Origin of the sequence: Micromonospora sp. NPDC049044, assembly GCF_040649215.1 — a bacterium.
Classification (GTDB): domain Bacteria; phylum Actinomycetota; class Actinomycetes; order Mycobacteriales; family Micromonosporaceae; genus Micromonospora.
This window is the reverse complement of record NZ_JBEZFA010000037.1, coordinates 49,747-66,060: the sequence shown is the minus strand read 5'-3', so window position 1 is coordinate 66,060 and position 16,314 is coordinate 49,747. Positions and strand designations below refer to the sequence as shown.

13 protein-coding genes are annotated in these 16,314 nt (G+C 71.3%); all 13 read left to right on the top strand.

All coding sequences use genetic code 11. The features are described 5' to 3' along the window. Positions 1-162: 162 nt before the first annotated feature. The 13 genes from AB0B85_RS26210 to AB0B85_RS26150 all read left to right on the top strand — a co-directional run bounded on the left by AB0B85_RS26210 (position 163) and on the right by AB0B85_RS26150 (position 16,314). Positions 163-855 (top strand): hypothetical protein, encoded by a 693-nt coding sequence (locus tag AB0B85_RS26210; RefSeq protein WP_357411627.1) that lies wholly within the window; start codon positions 163-165, stop codon positions 853-855. Between the two features lie 149 nt (positions 856-1,004). Continuing rightward, entirely contained in the window at positions 1,005-1,469 is a 465-nt protein-coding gene (locus tag AB0B85_RS26205) for a DUF948 domain-containing protein (RefSeq protein ID WP_124823092.1), read from the top strand. A 29-nt stretch (positions 1,470-1,498) separates the two neighbouring features. Continuing rightward, positions 1,499-1,804: a hypothetical protein gene (locus tag AB0B85_RS26200; RefSeq protein ID WP_357411618.1), complete on the top strand. Its 306-nt coding sequence runs from the start codon at positions 1,499-1,501 to the stop codon at positions 1,802-1,804. Further along, positions 1,801-4,479 (top strand): alanine--tRNA ligase, encoded by a 2,679-nt coding sequence (gene alaS / locus AB0B85_RS26195; RefSeq protein ID WP_357411617.1) that lies wholly within the window; start codon positions 1,801-1,803, stop codon positions 4,477-4,479. The genes AB0B85_RS26200 and alaS overlap by 4 nt, the downstream gene beginning before the upstream one ends. Before the next feature lie 72 nt (positions 4,480-4,551). Next, complete coding sequence (gene ruvX, locus AB0B85_RS26190) at positions 4,552-5,010, top strand: Holliday junction resolvase RuvX (RefSeq protein WP_357411616.1); 459 nt, start codon at positions 4,552-4,554, stop codon at positions 5,008-5,010. Then, a complete protein-coding gene (mltG, locus tag AB0B85_RS26185; RefSeq protein ID WP_357411615.1) occupies positions 5,011-6,210 on the top strand; it encodes an endolytic transglycosylase MltG in 1,200 nt (399 codons plus the stop codon). It abuts the gene before it with no gap. A gap of 93 nt (positions 6,211-6,303) precedes the next feature. After that, positions 6,304-7,116: a shikimate dehydrogenase gene (locus AB0B85_RS26180; protein WP_357411626.1), complete on the top strand. Its 813-nt coding sequence runs from the start codon at positions 6,304-6,306 to the stop codon at positions 7,114-7,116. A 103-nt stretch (positions 7,117-7,219) separates the two neighbouring features. After that, entirely contained in the window at positions 7,220-8,932 is a 1,713-nt protein-coding gene (locus AB0B85_RS26175) for a glycosyl hydrolase (protein ID WP_357411614.1), read from the top strand. Between the two features lie 212 nt (positions 8,933-9,144). Next, on the top strand, positions 9,145-11,094 hold the full coding sequence (locus AB0B85_RS26170; protein ID WP_357411625.1) for a hypothetical protein: 1,950 nt from the start codon (positions 9,145-9,147) through the stop codon (positions 11,092-11,094). A gap of 112 nt (positions 11,095-11,206) precedes the next feature. After that, positions 11,207-11,740, top strand: a complete 534-nt coding sequence (locus AB0B85_RS26165; protein WP_357411613.1) for a DapH/DapD/GlmU-related protein — start codon at positions 11,207-11,209, stop codon at positions 11,738-11,740. After that, entirely contained in the window at positions 11,733-13,319 is a 1,587-nt protein-coding gene (locus AB0B85_RS26160; protein WP_357411612.1) for a lipopolysaccharide biosynthesis protein, read from the top strand. The genes AB0B85_RS26165 and AB0B85_RS26160 overlap by 8 nt, the downstream gene beginning before the upstream one ends. A gap of 68 nt (positions 13,320-13,387) precedes the next feature. Beyond that, a complete protein-coding gene (locus AB0B85_RS26155) occupies positions 13,388-14,689 on the top strand; it encodes an O-antigen ligase family protein (protein WP_357411624.1) in 1,302 nt (433 codons plus the stop codon). Further along, entirely contained in the window at positions 14,686-16,314 is a 1,629-nt protein-coding gene (locus AB0B85_RS26150) for a lipopolysaccharide biosynthesis protein (RefSeq protein WP_357411611.1), read from the top strand. The genes AB0B85_RS26155 and AB0B85_RS26150 overlap by 4 nt, the downstream gene beginning before the upstream one ends.

The window sequence follows — 16,314 nt, the reverse complement described above, 5'->3', positions numbered from 1 at the left end:
CCGGGACGTCATCGCCGCTGCTGTCGAGGCGAGGGACACCGTCTCCGTGGCACCGTTCAGCGGGTCGGCGAGCCCGTCGGGGTGGCTCGTGCCGCCGCCGCCGTGCCGGCCCCGGTCGGCCCGGTGGACCGGCCGGCAGGTGAGCAGGCCGGTCCGCCCGCGCTGCGCGCCGCCGGGCAGGACCCGCCCGAGGACGCCAAGCCGGGTGCCCGGTCCGAGTTGCGCCGCCAGTTGCGGGAGCGCCGTCGACTCCGGGCGGCGGTGCTGGTGGTGGTGAGCGTCGTGCTGCTCGGTGCGGTGCCGCTCTTCTTCGGCATCCGGACGCTGAGCCGTGACCCGGTCTTCGACAACCTGGATCAACTGAACGTGCCCGGCTGGGCCGCCGCCAAGACGGTCGACGACGTCAGCGGCAGCCGGTGGTGCCTGCTCGACTGCCGGCTGCGGGAGCGCACCGTCACCTCGGAGAAGTCGCCGCAGGACACGGCGCGGGTCTACGAGGACGCGCTGCGTCAGGACGGCTGGCGGCCGTGGCAGGTGAGCCGGTGCCCGGAGCAGAAGACGAAGGGCAGCTACACCTGCTGGCGTCGCGACGAGTTGACCCTGGACCTGTGGGTACGCGAGCCGACGTGCGTGCCGCCGCCGGTCGACGGTGAGCCGGCCGTCGTGCCGTCCGCCGACCCGTCGGCCGCTGCGACGGAGTGCACCGGCTCGTTGGTGTCGGTGAAGGTACGCAACGCGATCGACGATGAGCGGACCAGGCCGCAGCCGACCACCGACCCGTCACTTACCGGAGAGGACCCGTTCCCGACGGTCAGCGGGGATCCGCTGGGTGAGCTGACCCCCTCACCGTCGTGAGCCGGTCTCCATCACGGACGGTAGGGTCTGGGGCTGGCGGGCTCGCCCGCTACCGCTGAACGCCGACGGCGTGCCGGCCGGTACGGGTGCCATGGTTCTGCGTTCCGGGGACGTCGGGTCCTGCGGAACTCTGCTTGAGGAGGACAGGCGTGGGCGACATTGGAGCTATCGCGGCGCTGATCGCGGCAAGCGCGTTCGCGGTGCTGGTGCTCATCCTGACGCTGCCCATCCTGCGGCTGCGCCACACGGTGGACGCCACCACCCGGATGATCAACGATCTGAACGATCGGACGGCGCCGCTGCTCGGTGACGTGAACACCACTGTGAAGAACGTCAACACCGCGCTGGAGCAGGTGCAGATCTCGCTCGACGGCGTGAACCTCCAGCTGGCGAAGGTCGACACCATGACCAGCCACGCGCAGAACGTCACCGCCAACGTCGCCAACCTGGCCACCGTGGTCTCCGCCGCCGCCGCGAACCCGCTGGTGAAGGTGGCCGCGTTCGGTTACGGCGTGCGCAAGGCCGCCGCCGGTCGCCGGCACGCCGAGACCGAGCGCGAGGTACGCGACACCATCAAGCAGCAGCGCCGGGCCGCGCGGCGCGGCAACAGCTGACCGGCCGGCGCAGCAGGAGGTAGCGAGACATGAGGCGCTTGTTCTGGCTCGGCATCGGGGTGGCTGTCGGGGTGATCGTGGTCCGCAAGGCGACCCGGACCGCGCAGGCGTACACGCCGGCCGGCATCGCCAGCTCGCTGACGGAATCCGCTGGCGGGCTCGTCGAGTCGTTGCGTAGCTTCGTGGAGGACGTCCGGGTCGGGATGGCCGAGCGCGAGCAGGAGATCCACCAGGCCTTCGCCCAGGGCGAGGCGTTCGACGATCAGTTCGCTGAGCTGCGGGAAGACCCGCGGATCGGCGATCGAGAAATTTTCCCGGAGGAACACCAGCGATGAAGACGGCGGAGATCAAGCGGCGGTACCTCGCGCACTTCGAGGCGAATGGCCACACCGTGGTGCCGTCCGCTCCGCTGCCCGCCATCAGCGACCCGAACCTGCTGTTCGTCAACGCCGGCATGGTGCAGTTCGTGCCGTACTTCCTCGGTCAGCAGACGCCCCCGTACCAGCGGGCGGTGAGTGTGCAGAAGTGCATCCGCACCCCGGACATCGACGAGGTCGGCAAGACCAGCCGGCACGGCACGTTCTTCCAGATGAACGGCAACTTCTCCTTCGGTGACTACTTCAAGGCCGGCGCGATCCCACTGGCCTGGGAGTTGTCCACGAAGCCGATCGCCGAGGGTGGTTACGGCCTGGATCCGGAGCGGATCTGGCCGACGATCTACCTCGACGACGACGAGGCGTACGAGATCTGGCGGTCGGTGGGGGTGCCGGCCGAGCGGATCGTCCGCCGGGGCAAGGCGGACAACTTCTGGTCGATGGGCATTCCCGGGCCGTGCGGTCCGTCGTCGGAGCTGTTCTACGACCGGGGCCCGGAGTACGGCCGCTCGGGCGGCCCGGCGGTCGACGAGGACCGCTACATGGAGTACTGGAACCTGGTCTTCATGCAGTTCGAGCGGGGCCCGGGCACCACCAAGGAGGACTATCCGATCCTGGGTGACCTGCCGGCAAAGAACATCGACACCGGCATGGGCCTGGAACGGATGGCCTCGATCCTGCAGGGCGTCGACAACCTCTACGAGATCGACGAGGTCCAGCCGATCCTGGCGCGGGCGGCCGAGCTGACCGGTAAGCGCTATGGCGCGCACTCCGGGCACGTGGCGAGCGAGTCGCACCCGGACGACGTCCGGCTGCGGGTGATCGCCGATCACGTCCGTACGGCGCTGATGCTGATCGGCGACGGGGTGACCCCGAGCAACGAGGGCCGCGGCTACGTGCTGCGCCGGATCATGCGCCGGGCGATCCGGTCGATCCGGCTGCTCGGCTGGCAGGACCGGGCGCTGCCCGAGCTGCTGCCGGTGGCGCGGGACTGCATGGCCCCGTCGTACCCGGAGCTGGCGACCGACTTCGACCGGATCGCGGACTACGCGTACGCGGAGGAGGAGGCGTTCCTGTCCACCCTGCGGGCCGGCACCACGATCCTGGACACCGCGATCGCGGAGACCCGCACCGCGGGCGGCTCGGCGCTGTCCGGGGCGAAGGCGTTCCAGCTGCACGACACGTACGGTTTCCCGATCGACCTGACCCTGGAGATCGCGGCCGAGCAGGGCCTCACCGTCGACGACGAGGGCTTCCGGCGGCTGATGGCCGACCAGCGGACCCGGGCGAAGGCGGACGCGCAGGCCCGCAAGACCGGGCACGTGGACCTGTCGGCGTACCGGTCGGTGCTCGACGCGGGTGGCCCGGTCACGTTCACCGGCTACAGCGAGGTGTCCCGCGAGTCGACGGTGCGGGCGCTGCTCGGCGCCGACGGTCCCCGCCAGGCGGCGACCGAGGGCGACACCATCGAGCTGGTGCTGGACACCACCCCGTTCTACGCCGAGGGCGGTGGCCAGCAGCCCGACCAGGGCATGATCACGGTGGGTGGCGGGCAGGTCGAGGTGCTCGACGTGCAGCAGCCGGTGCCCGGCCTGATCGTGCACCGGGCCCGGGTGATCCGGGGTGAGGTACGCGCGGGCGAGGCCGGCTACGCCGAGATCGACACCACGCGGCGGCGGGCGATCTCCCGCTCGCACACCGCCACCCACCTGGTGCACCAGACCATGCGGAACTTCCTCGGCGAGTCGGCGACCCAGGCGGGTTCGCTGAACGCGCCCGGTCGGCTCCGGTTCGACTTCAACACCCCGACCGGGGTGTCGCCGAGCGTCCTGCGGGACGTGGAGCAGCAGGTGAACGAGGTGCTCCTGGCCGACCTGGAGGTGCACGCCTTCATCACCTCGCTGGACGAGGCGCGGCGGATCGGCGCGATGGCGCTCTTCGGCGAGAAGTACGGCGAGGAGGTGCGGGTCGTCGAGGTGGGCGACTACGCCCGGGAGCTGTGCGGCGGCACCCACGTGGCCCGCTCGGCCCAGCTCGGCCTCGTGAAGATCCTCTCCGAGTCGTCGATCGGCTCCGGTGTCCGCCGGGTCGAGGCGCTTGTCGGCATGGACGCCTTCGGCTTCCTGGCCAAGGAACACCTGCTGGTGTCCCGGCTGGCCGAGCTGTACCGGGTGCCGAACGACCAGGTCGCCGACCGGGTGGAGCAGACCGTCACCCAGCTTCGGGACGCGGAGAAGGAGCTGGAGAAGCTGCGCGCCCAGTTGGTGCTGGGTGGGGCGTCGGCGCTCGCGGCGCAGGCCAAGGATGTGCGGGGCGTCGCGTACGTGGGCACCGAGGCGCCGGAGGGGGCGGCCGGCAACGACGTGCGGACCCTGGCCCAGGAGATTCGCGGCAAGATCGACCCGGCTCGGCCGGCGGTGGTCGCGGTGGCGGCCCGGTCGAACGGCAAGGCGTCCCTGGTGGTGGCGGTCAACGCCGCCGCGCGCAGCCGGGGTCTGGCCGCGTCGGAGCTGGTGAAGGCGGCGTTCTCCGGGCGTGGCGGGGGCAGCCCCGACCTGGCCCAGGGCGGCGGACTGCCGGCGGCCGAGGCACCGAACCTGCTGCTCACCGTCGAGAAGGCGATTACCGAAGCGTGAAGGACGATCACTGTCGGTCAGGGCGGGCCTTTTGGCCCGCCCTGGTTCGTACCCGTCGGGTGGTGACCGTCGGTGGCTGAGCTCACGCGTGGTGTGCGGATCGGCGTCGACGTCGGTCAGGTGCGGGTGGGTGTGTCCCGCTCGGATCCGGACGGCATCCTGGCTACGCCCCTGGTCACCCTGGCCCGGGACCTCACGGCGGCGCCGGACGCCGTCCCGAGCGATCTCGCCGAGTTGGCCGCGCTGGTGGCCGAACATGAAGCCGTGGCGGTTGTCGTCGGCCTTCCGGTCAATCTCGCCGGTAAACACGGCCCGGCGGCTGTCCACGTGAAGGCGTACGCTGACCGACTGGTCGATGTGATAGCGCCCGTGCCGGTAACGCTCACTGACGAGAGGATGTCGACGGTGGTCGCCTCTCGTAGGCTTGCCGAGCGTGGCGTCCGAGGTAAACGTCAACGTGCGGTTGTCGATCAGGCGGCCGCAGTGGAGATCCTGCAGAGCTGGCTGGACGCGCAGCGGAGGCGGACGTAAATGATCGACGATCTGGACCTGGGGTTCGACGAGGCGGAGCGGGGGGAGAAGGGCCGGCATCGGCGCAGCTTCCGCAAGCGCAACGGTGGGTCCGGCGGTGGTCGGGGCAAGACGTTCCTGGCGCTGCTGATGGCCCTGGTCCTGTTGGGCGTGATCGGCGGCGGCGCGTACTACGGCTTCGACCGCATCCAGAGCTACTTCGTCACCCCCGACTATGACGGCTCCGGGACCGGTGAGGCCACCGTCGAGATCAAGAACGGTGCGCTGATCGCCGACATGGCGGAGGCCCTCGTCGCGGCGGACGTGGTGAAGAGCCAGAAGGCGTTCATCGAGGCGGCCGAGGCCAACTCGCGCAGCAAGAACATCCAGCCGGGCACGTACAAGCTGCGCAAGCAGATGAGCGGCGAGAGCGCCGTCACCGCGATGCTCGACCTGAAGAACAAGATCGTCAACGGGTTGACGATCCCCGAGGGTCGCACCAGCCTGAACATCTACAAGCTGCTCTCCGAGAAGACCAAGATCCCGATCAAGGATTTCCAGACCGCCGCGAAGGACCCGGAGGCGCTCGGTGTGCCGGACTGGTGGTTCACCCGCGAGGACGGCAAGAAGGTCGTCAAGTCCATCGAGGGCTTCCTCTACCCGGACACGTACGAGATCCCGCCGAAGGCCACCGCGCAGAGCATCCTCAAGCTGATGGTGAACCGCTTCCTCTCCGTGACCGGCGAGATGAAGTTCGCCGACACGGTGCAGAAGGAACGGCAGGGCATCAGCCCGTACGAGGCGTTGATCGTGGCGTCGTTGGCGCAGGCCGAGGCGGGCAACGCCGAGGACCTCGGCAAGGTGGCTCGGGTGGCGTACAACCGGGCGTACGGCGAGTTCCCCTGCAACTGCCTGGAGATGGACGTCACTGTCAACTACTACCTGGAGTCGATCGGCAAACCGACCAAGTCGTCCAGGCAGATGACGGCGGCCGAGATGGACGACTCGAAGAACCCGTACAACCGCAAACTGCGGGGCATGATCCCGACGCCGATCAACAACCCCGGCAAGGAGGCCCTGGAAGGGGCGATGGATCCGCCGCCGGGTAAGTGGCTGTTCTTCGTGGCGGTCGACAAGCAGGGTCACTCCGAGTTCGCCGAGACTCCCGAGCAGCACGAACGGAACAAGGACAAGGCCCGGGCGGCCGGCATCATCGACTGACGCAGCCGATCCGACGAACGCGGGAGGGCAGGGCAGTGACGCGCACCGTGGCGACGACAACCGGCGGTGGACGTGCCGACCCGTAGGGCCGCGGTGCTCGGCAAGCCGATCGCCCACTCACTCTCGCCGGTGATCCACAACGCCGGGTACGCGGCGGCCGGCCTGACCGGGTGGTCGTACACCCGGATCGAGTGCGCGGCCGCGGAGTTGCCGGATCTGGTCGCCGGCCTGGGGCCGGACTGGGCCGGTCTGTCGGTGACCATGCCGGGCAAGGAGGCCGCGCTCGCGGTGGCCGACGCCGCCTCGCCGGTCGCGGTCGCCGTCGGTGCGGCGAACACGTTGGTACGCCGTGCCGACGGCTCCTGGTACGCGGACAACACGGACGTCGCCGGCATGGTGCGGGTGCTCACCGAAGCCGGGGTGGTTTCCGGTGCCGCCATGACGGTGCTCGGTGCGGGCGGCACGGCCCGCGCCGCGCTCGCCGCCGCCGCGCGGTTGGCCTGCTCCTCGGTCACTGTGGTGGCCCGTCGGGCGGCGGCGGTCGACGAGCTGCGGCCGGTGGCGGACGTGCTGGGGGTGGCAGTGATCCCCGCCGACTGGGCCGCCGCGCACCGCCACCTCGCCGCCGCCGACCTGGCTGTCTCCACAGTGCCGAAGGGCGTCGCCGACCCGTTGGCCGGCGCGGTGGCCTGGCGGGCCGGGGCGGTGTTCTTCGACGCGCTCTACGACCCGTGGCCCACGCCGCTGGCCGCTGCCGCCGGCGCGGCCGGCGCGCGGGTGGTGTCCGGTCTGGACCTGCTGCTGGCCCAGGCGATCGGGCAGTTCGAGCAGTTCACCGGCGTGCCCGCGCCGGTCGCGGCGATGCGGGACGCGGTGCGACAGGCGACCGGCGGCGGTCTTCTTTAGCTGACGGTTAAGACCCGCTTACGGGAAACTGTCCTCCCCACGATGTGTCCCGGCCATCGATACGCTGCTCACCGTTACTGACGCATTCACACGGGGAGTTTTCTTGACCAGGCACGGACTGCACCGCATAACCCGGTTAGGCTCCACACCACGGCGCAAGGCGATCGCCGTCGGCGTGGTCGGCGGATCCGTGGTGGCCGGCATCGTGGCGACGATGATGCCGCTGCTTGCCAGCGACGATCTGTCGATCCGGGCGAGCGCCGACACCACCGCGACCGCTGTGACGCAGGACGGCGACAACGCCGCCAAGCCGACGCTTGCCACCTGCGCGACGCGCTGCGAGGGCAATCCGCGCGGTGGCCGCGAGGCGGTCATCGAGTTTTCGGTGACCACGGTGCCGGCCGCCGCAGTGAACGTGCGGGCGACGCTGCGGATGCACGCCTGGCAGAAGTTCGACGCCACGGTGACGGCGCACGCCTCGCCGCTGAGCGCCCGCGAGGCGCGGCCGGCCCCGGTGCCGGTGGGCGCCGCGTTGGACAGCGTGACAGGGGTGTCCAAGGGCTTCAACGAGTGGGACATCTCCAAGCTGGTCACCGGCAACGGCACCTGGACCGTCGCGTTGGCGCAGACCGGTCTGGAGAGCCGGATCTACTGGGCGTCGGTCGAGAACCGCAACCCGGACCTGCGTCCCAGCCTGGTGATCAGCTACGACATCGGCACCCGACCGTCGTCAGTGACGACCACCCGGCCCGCGTCGTCGCCGAGCGCCGCGCCGACCACCGCGCCGACCACCGCCGCGCCGAAGCCGTCGGCCACCATCGCGCCGAGCCGGACCGCCACACCGAGTCCGAGCGGCACCCTCCCGGACGGCCGGTGTGGATCCGTGTCGGACAAGCTCGTCCCGTCCTGCGGCGCCTGGTGGGGCATGTACTCACCGGCCGGGGCGGCCGGCGGCTGGGACCACGGCAAGGCCGTCACCGACGTGGAGGCGCAGGTCGGGCGCAAGTTCGACATCGTGCACCGCTACCACGACTTCTCCAACGCCGGCAGCAACGGTGCCTTCCCGGACAAGTACGAGGCGCAGCAGATGCGCGAGGGCCGGTTGATGTTCTTCGCCTGGGAGTCCCGCGACTTCTCGGCCGGCACCACGCTGAAGTGGTCCGATGTCTACAGTGGCCGCCAGGACGCGACTATCGACGCGGTCGCGGGCCGGATCCGTGCGGCGGGCGTGCCGGTGTTCATGGGCTTCGACCACGAGCCGGAGGACGAGCCGAACAAGGGCAGCGACGCCGACTTCGTCCGGGCCTGGAAGTACGTCTACGAGCGGTTCGCCAAGGCCGGCGCGACGAACGCGGTCTGGGTCTGGACGATGATGGGCTGGTCCGGGCACTACTCCCGGTACGCCGGTCTCTACCCCGGTGACCAGTACGTCGACTGGGTGGCCTACGACCCGTACAACTTCCACGTCTGCAACGGCAGCACCGTGTGGAAGAGCCCGAACACGACCGTGAGCGGCTTCTACGACTGGTTGGACGCCAACGGCATCGGCGCCGGCAAGCCCCGGATGCTCGCCGAGTTCGGCACCAACTTCGACGCCAAGGACCTGGGGGCCAAGCAGCGCTGGTTCCAGGACTTCCCGGCGGCGCTGAAGGCCCACCCGAAGATCAAGGCCGCCATCTACTTCAACTCACCGGGCATGACCAGCCGTACGGCGACCTGCGACATGACGATGAACCACGATGCCTCGGCCGTGGCCGGCTTCGCGAAGGCCGGGCAGGATCCGTACCTGCGGCAGCCCACCGGAGGGAGCCGCTGACGAGCGTCTCAGCGCCGTGACAGGACGCCGGGCGCCGGAGGTCGGACATCCGACCGCCCGGCGTTCTGTCGGCTAGCAGATTCATGCACCGCCCAATCGGCGGATTTCTTTGACCAAGATGGCCGAGGCACGCTACCTCGGGTTCTCATCCATCTTGGAGGCGCAGCGTGCCCAAACTCTCGCACTTGTGGCGTTTCGCAGGACGACGTCGTATCAGAGCGGGGATGGTCGCGTTGGCGATCGTCGCCGCGGTTCTAGGCGTACCCACCACCGCGTCGGCCGCGGTGGTGCCGGTCCCGGCGACGGCGACCCTGGTGTCGGCCAATCCCGCCGACGTGACGCCGCACGCCCGAGACGGTGAGACCCGTGCCTTCGCCCAGGTGGGCAACACGGTCTTCGTCGGCGGCAGCTTCACCCAACTCCGGCAGACCGCCAGCTCCGCCTGGGTCACCCAGCGCTACCTCTTCGCGTACGACCGGCTCACCGGCACCATGTCCACCACCTTCCTGCCGGTGCTCGACGGCGCGGTCAACACGCTTGTCGCCGGCCCCGGCGGCACGCTGATCGTCGGCGGCACCTTCAAGAACGTCAACGGTGTCTCCCGCAAGAACCTGGTCGCGCTCGACCCGGCCACCGGCGCGACCATCGACAGCTGGGTCGGGCGCTCCGACGGTGGCACCGTCCGCGACCTGGCGCTGCACGGCAACTGGTTGTACGTGGCCGGCGCGTTCAACTGGCTCAACGGCACCGCGCACGTCGGTCTCGGCCGGCTCAACGCGACAACCGGCGCGATCGACCCGAGTTTCGTCATCGACGCCACAGTGGGACGGCACGGCACCACGTCGTACGTCTGGACGCTCGATGTCGCGCCGGACGGCAACACGCTTGTCGTCGGCGGCAACTTCACGCTCGTCAACGGCGTGGCGCGCAACCAGATCGCGCTTGTGGACGTCTCCGCGACGCCCACCCTGCTCGACTGGAGCACCGAGAAGTACACCTCGCCCTGCGCGTCGCCGTCGACCTTCGTGCACTACGTCCAGGACGTGAAGTTCGGTGAGGACGGCAGCTGGTTCGTCGTCGGCAGCAACGGTGGCGGCGGCTGGCCGACCGCGTACTGCGACGTCCTGGTCCGTTTCGAGACCGCCGCGCGGGGCAGCGGCCTGGTCGCCACCTGGACCGACTTCACCGGCAACGACACCATCACCTCGGTCGAGGTGGCGGACAACGTGATCTACCTGGGCGGGCACTTCCGCTGGATGAACAACCCGAACGCCAGCGACAACGCCGGTCCGGGCGCTGTCGACCGGCTCGGCATCGCCGCGGTCACCCCGGCCACCGGGATGCCGGTGAACTGGAATCCGCGCCGCAGCGGGAGCGCCTCGATGCCCGCCGGCACCAGCAGTTGGGGTTCGGCGGTGCCGGTGCTCTGGCGCGGTTCGGACGGCCTCTACTTCGGGCACAACTCCGATGGCATGGGCGAGGAGTACCACGGCCGGCTCGGCATGTTCCCGCTGGCCGGCGGGCGGACCTTCACCCCGAAGAACCCGCCCTCCGGCACCACCGGCAACCTCTACCTGAACACCGGTCCGGGCACGGTGGCGAAGGTGCCGTTCGACGGCACCGCGCTGGGCACCGCGACCACTGTCAGCCAGCCGGCCTACACGGCGGCCGGCGCGACGTGGCGGGTGGACGACCGGATCTACTGGTCGCACACGGTGGCCGGCACGCCCACCGGCAGCCGGATCGACGTCTCACTGTTCAACGGCGGCGCGATCGGCTCGTCGTGGGAGGCGTCCGGCTACAACGACTGGTACAACCCGGCGATCCTGACCGGTGCCTTCTTCCTCGACGGTCGGCTCTACTACACCCGCACCGGGGCCAACAATCTCTACTACCGCTACTTCGAGATCGACGGCAACTACCTCGGCGCCACCGAGTTCACCCTGCCGACCACCGGGGTGACCTGGTCCGGAGTGCGTGGCATGGCCTGGGTGGGCGGTCGGATCGTCTACGGTGGAACCGACGGCGCCCTGCGCAGTGCGCCGTTCGACCCGACGGCTTCGCCGAGCATGGCGGTCGATGGCACCACGGCGACAGTCATCAGCACCGCTACGCCCGAGTTGTCCTGGTCCACCCCTGCGACCTTCTTCTCCGTGCAGTAATGGTCAACCGTTCGTAACGGAGCGTCGGTAGATTGTTCACGTTGGGTCGGTGGCGGGCACACCGCCGCCGACCCCGTGACGTGGGGGAGGCTCGTTGCTCGGCGCCGCTGGCATGCGTACGAGACGCGCGGTGCGTCTGGTCTTCGCGGTCAAACGTGGGTGGTACCGGCTCCGCTACCGGCGGCTGACGCTCGGCCGGGACGTGGAGATCCGGGGCCGGGTCCGGCTGCGCCGGGGCGTGCGGGTGACCATCGGCGACCGCACCCGGATCAACAAGTTGGTCCGCTTCGCGGGCCCCGGCGAGGTGCGCGTCGGCGCCGACTGTCTGCTCAACGCCACCTGGATCGGCACCTGGACGTCGGTCACGGTGGGGGACCGGTGCCTGCTGTCGGATTGTGAACTTCTGGACAACGACTTCCACAACCTGCCGCCCGCGCACCGACACGCCCCGCCCGGCCCGGCCACCCGTGCCCCGATCGTCCTTGAGGACAACGTGTGGGTCGGCGCGCACGCCCTGGTGTTGAAGGGCGTCCGGGTCGGCCGGGACAGCGTCGTGGGTGCGGCCACTGTGGTCCGCACGGACGTCCCACCCGGCGTCGTGGTCGTCGGCAATCCTCAACAGGCGGTGAAGAAGTTCCATGACTGATGCGACTTCCGGCTCCTGGACCACCGACGGCCCGCCCGCCGCGACGCCCGGCGCGGTGACCCTGACCGACCTGCTGCGGGTGCCCATGCACCGGCTGCGGCTGGTCGGCGCGGCGGCACTGGTCGGTCTACTCGCCGCGCTCGGTTACGTGCTGCTGGTGCCGGCGGCGCTTACCGCCAACGCAGTGGTGGCGGTCCGGCCGGTGGTGACCGACGCGTTCACCCCCAGCGGCGCGGGCGCCGACCGGGCGGTCAACATGAACGTGGAGAGCGGCATCGCCACCGGCACCGAGGTGGTGCAGCGGCTCGCCACCGCTACCGGCGGGCGCCCGCGCGACGTCCGCGCCGCGCTCGAGGTCGAGGTGCCCACCGGCGGACAGATCCTGCGCTTCACCTACCAGGCGGGCACTGCGCCCCGGGCGGTGCAGGGCGCCAACCTGGCCGCCCAGACCTACCTGGACGTGCGACGCACCATGTACGAACAGCAGCGCGCCGAGATGCTGCGCTCCTACGACACCAGCATCACCAAGGTCGCGGCCCAGCAGGCCGCGCTGCAGAAGCGGGCCGTCACCACCAAGGACCCCGCCGCCGGCAACGCGGTGGTCGCCGAGTTGGCCGGCATCAACAACCAGCTCACCCAGCTCAACGCCGCGCGTACCGAGATCGCCGCGGTCGACGTCAACCCCGGCTGGGTGACCCAGACCGCGGAGAAGTCGCTTGTCACCTCCGCCGGGCACCGGCCGCTCTACCTGGTGGCCGGCCTGCTCGGTGGCGCGCTGATCGGCATCGTGCTCGCCTACGCCTGGGAGTCGACCGACCGGCGGGTCCGCTCGGTCGCCGACGGTCGGGACGCCACCGGTCTGCCGCTGCTCGGCACCGTACGTCGGCCGGCGTTTCGGGGCAGCCCCCGGGCTGTCGACGCCGACATCAGGTACGTGGCGATGGCGGTCGCCGAGCGGGTCCGCCAGCCCGCCCGGGTGGCGCTGCTCAGCGCCCGGGAGGACGCCACCGCGCTCACCGCGGGGCTCGCGGTGGCCTTCGCCGCCGACGGCCGCGACGTCTTCGTCGCCGACGACAGCGGGCGCACCGAACGGCTGCGCGCCACGGTGCTCGCCGACCGGGGACGGCTGCCCATCGACCCGGCCCGACCGCTGGTGCCCAAGCCCCGCCCGGCCGGTAGCCCGCCGGCCGCCGAAGCCCCGGCCCCCCGCCGGCCCTCCCCGCATCCGCCCGGCGCCCGCCCGGCCGCCGAGGCGGACGCCACCCTGACGCTGCCCCGGGTGTCGTCCGCCCGTCCGGAGAACGGGCGGGTCGTCGACCCGGACGAGGTGAGCGTCGGGGTGGGCAGCGTCCGGTTCGGCACCTGGCGGCAGGGCGCGGATCACGGTCTGGTGCTGTTCAACGCCCCACCCGCCGAGTCCGACGAGCGGGGCGTCGCCGTCGCCCGGCAGGGCAGCGCGGTGGTGGTCGTGGAGCGCGACCGCACCCGGCAGAGCGACCTACGACGCCTGGTGGAGCGCCTGCGCGCCGCCGGCGTCACCCCGCTGGGCTTCGTGCTCACCCGCAACGGCCGGGCCTGAGCGTGTCGGTCACCCGCGCCCCGGCGACCCACCCACCGCCCGGCGGCGCCCCCGTCGGCGACGGCGCGGTGCCCGCGCCCCCGCCGCCCCGGCTGCCGCTCTGGCCGCTGTCACTGATGTTCGGCCTGGTGCCACTCTGGTGGCTGCTCGGCGCGTTCTACCTCGGTTGGCCGCTGCTGGGTGCGTTGCTGTTCGCGTTGCTGCTCACCCGGGGTCGGGTGCCACTGCCACCGGCGGCCAGGATCTGGCTGCTGTTCCTCGCCATCGTGGTGGTCAGCGCCACCCAGTTGGCATCGCCGGCCTCACTGCTGACGTTCGCGTTGCGCCTGGCGTTCTACCTGACCGCGCTCGTGGTCGGCGTCTACGTCTACGTCGCCGCCCGGGAACGCGCGAACCTGGTGGCGGTGCTCAGCCCGCTCTGCGCGTTCTGGTTCGGGCTGGTGGCACTCGGCTGGCTCGGGGTGCTGATGCCCCGGCTGGCGCTGGCCACCCCGATGGAGGTGCTGCTGCCCGGCGGGGTGGCCGGCACTCCGTTCATCCAGGACATGGTGCACCTGACCACAGCGGAATACAGCACCCGATCGCTCAACCCGATCTACCGGCCGGCCGCGCCGTTCGCGTACACGAACAACTACGGCAGCGCGTACGCCATGACGCTGCCCTGCGTGGTGGCCTTCACGATGCTGCGCCGGAAAGGTGTCCTGCGCTGGGCCCTGCTCGCGTCGTTGCCGTTGTCGCTCGCTCCGGCGTTCCTCACGCTCAACCGGGCGATGTTCCTCAGCCTCGGCGCCGGGCTGGCGGTGCTCGGGGTGCGGGCCAGTCTGCGGGGCAACGTCCGGGTGGCCGCGTCAATCGTCGGGGTGGTGGTGATCGGGGCGTTGGCCACGTTGTTCATCCCGATCACCGAGCTGATCAACAACCGGGTCGAGTCGAGCGACACCAACACCGACCGACTCTCGCTCTACACCGAGGTGATCCGCCGGGTGCAGGAGTCGCCGTGGTTGGGCTACGGCGCGCCGGTGAACGTCGACACCGTGTCGGCGGACGCGCCGATCGGCACCCAGGGGCAGCTCTGGATGGTGCTGTTCAGTCACGGCGTACCAGCGCTCGGCTGTTTCCTCGGCTGGTTCGTCGCCGCCGCGGTGATCTGCGCGCGGGCGACCTCGGCGGCCGGGCAGTGGCTGGCGGTGGTGCCGGTGGTCTGTCTGGTGCAGGTCCCCTTCTACGGCATGGCCAACCAGAATCTCGCTGTCGCGTTCTTCGCTGTCGGCTTCGCGATGGCGCTCACCGAACGGGAACGCCGGGTCGGGTCGACCCGGGCGGCTGGCTGGCCACGGCCCGCCGCGCCGGCACCGGCGGTGCCGGTATGACCGCCGCGACCCGACCACCGACCGGCCCGGAGCATCCGACGCCGGTGTCCGCCGGTGCGGACCAGCCGGCCGTCGTCGCGGACGCGGGCTCGACCGAGACCCGACGCAGCGCGCGTAGCGGCGTGGCCGGGCTGCTCGGCGCGGCCACCAGCGGACTGTTCGGCTTCGTGCTGGCCGTGGTGATAACCCGGGGGTACGGCACGGCCGGCGCGGGCGCGTTCTTCGCGGCGATCGGGGTGGTCACCGTGGCCACCGCGGTCTGCACGCTCGGCGCGGAGACGGGTCTGATGTGGGCGCTGCCCCGCCGCGCTGCCGGCGTGCGCGGCGACGCGGCCCGGGTGCTCCCGGTGGCGTTGATCCCGCCGCTGCTGGCCGGGCTCCTGGTCGCCGTGGCCGGTGTGCTGGCCGCCGACGCGCTCGCGCCCCGGCTGCTGCGCGGCTCTGGCGCGAGCGGTCACGCGCTGCTCACTGTCACCTTCGCCGCCGTGCCGGTGGTGGTCGCGATGACCCTCCTGCTGGCCGCGTTGCGCTGCGTACGGCCCATCCGGGCGTACGTCGGGGTGCAGTTCCTTCTGCTGCCGGTGGCCCGGCCGGTGCTTGTCGGCGCCGCCGCGCTGGCCGGCGGCGGCCTGGTCGCCGGCATGGCCGGCTGGTTGGTGCCGGCGGCGGTGGCGCTGCTGGTCTGTCTCGTCCTGGTGGCCGGTCCGCTCGGGGTGGGCCGGGGCGCGGCGCTTCGACCCCACCGCGACGACTGGTCGACGTTCTGGCGCTTCGCGCTGCCCCGGGCCGCGTCGGCGGCGATCGACGCGGGCAGCATGTGGGTGGGTGTGCTGCTCACCTCCGTGCTGGCCGGGCCGACCGACGCCGGCGTGTTCGGCGCGGTCGGCAGGTACGTGCTGGCCGGCCAGCTCGCCATGCAGGGGTTGCGGGTGGCGGTGTCACCGCAGTTGTCCCGGCTGCTCGGGCGCGGCGAGCGGGCCGCGGCGGCGGCCGTGCACAGGCAGTTGACCGTCTGGGGGCTGGTGTTGTCCTGGCCGGTGTACCTCCTCCTTGCGGTCTTCGCGTTGGCCTTCCTGCAACTGTTCGGGCCGGAGTTCACCGCCGGGGTGCCGGCGATGACGGTGCTCGCGCTGGCGATGCTCGTCAACACCGGGGTGGGCAACGTGCAGAGCCTGCTGCTGATGGGCGGGCGCAGCGGGCTGCACCTGGTGGCCACCCTGGCCGGCCTGACGGTGACCGTGTCACTGGGCCTGTGGCTGATCCCCGGGCACGGCGCCACCGGGGCGGCGGTGGCGTGGGCCGCCGGCATCGCCACCGAGAACCTCACCGCCGCCGGGTTCGCCCGGTCGGTGGTCCGGGAACCGCTGTTCGACGGCGCGACGGTGCGTGCCGCGGCGGCCACCGCCGCAACTGTGGGGGTGGCGGCCGGAGCCGGTGTGCTGGCGGGCGGGCGCGGCCTGCCCGGCCTGACGGTGGCGTTGGCCGTGCTGCTGGCCGGCTGCGTCGGCATGTTGACGTTGGCCCGGGTGCGCGCCGGCGTCCGGGAGACCATGAGGCAGCTCCGTGGACGGGACAGCGCGGCGGTGGCCGCCGACCCCGGCCCGGCATCGACGAGAGGCAGGTGA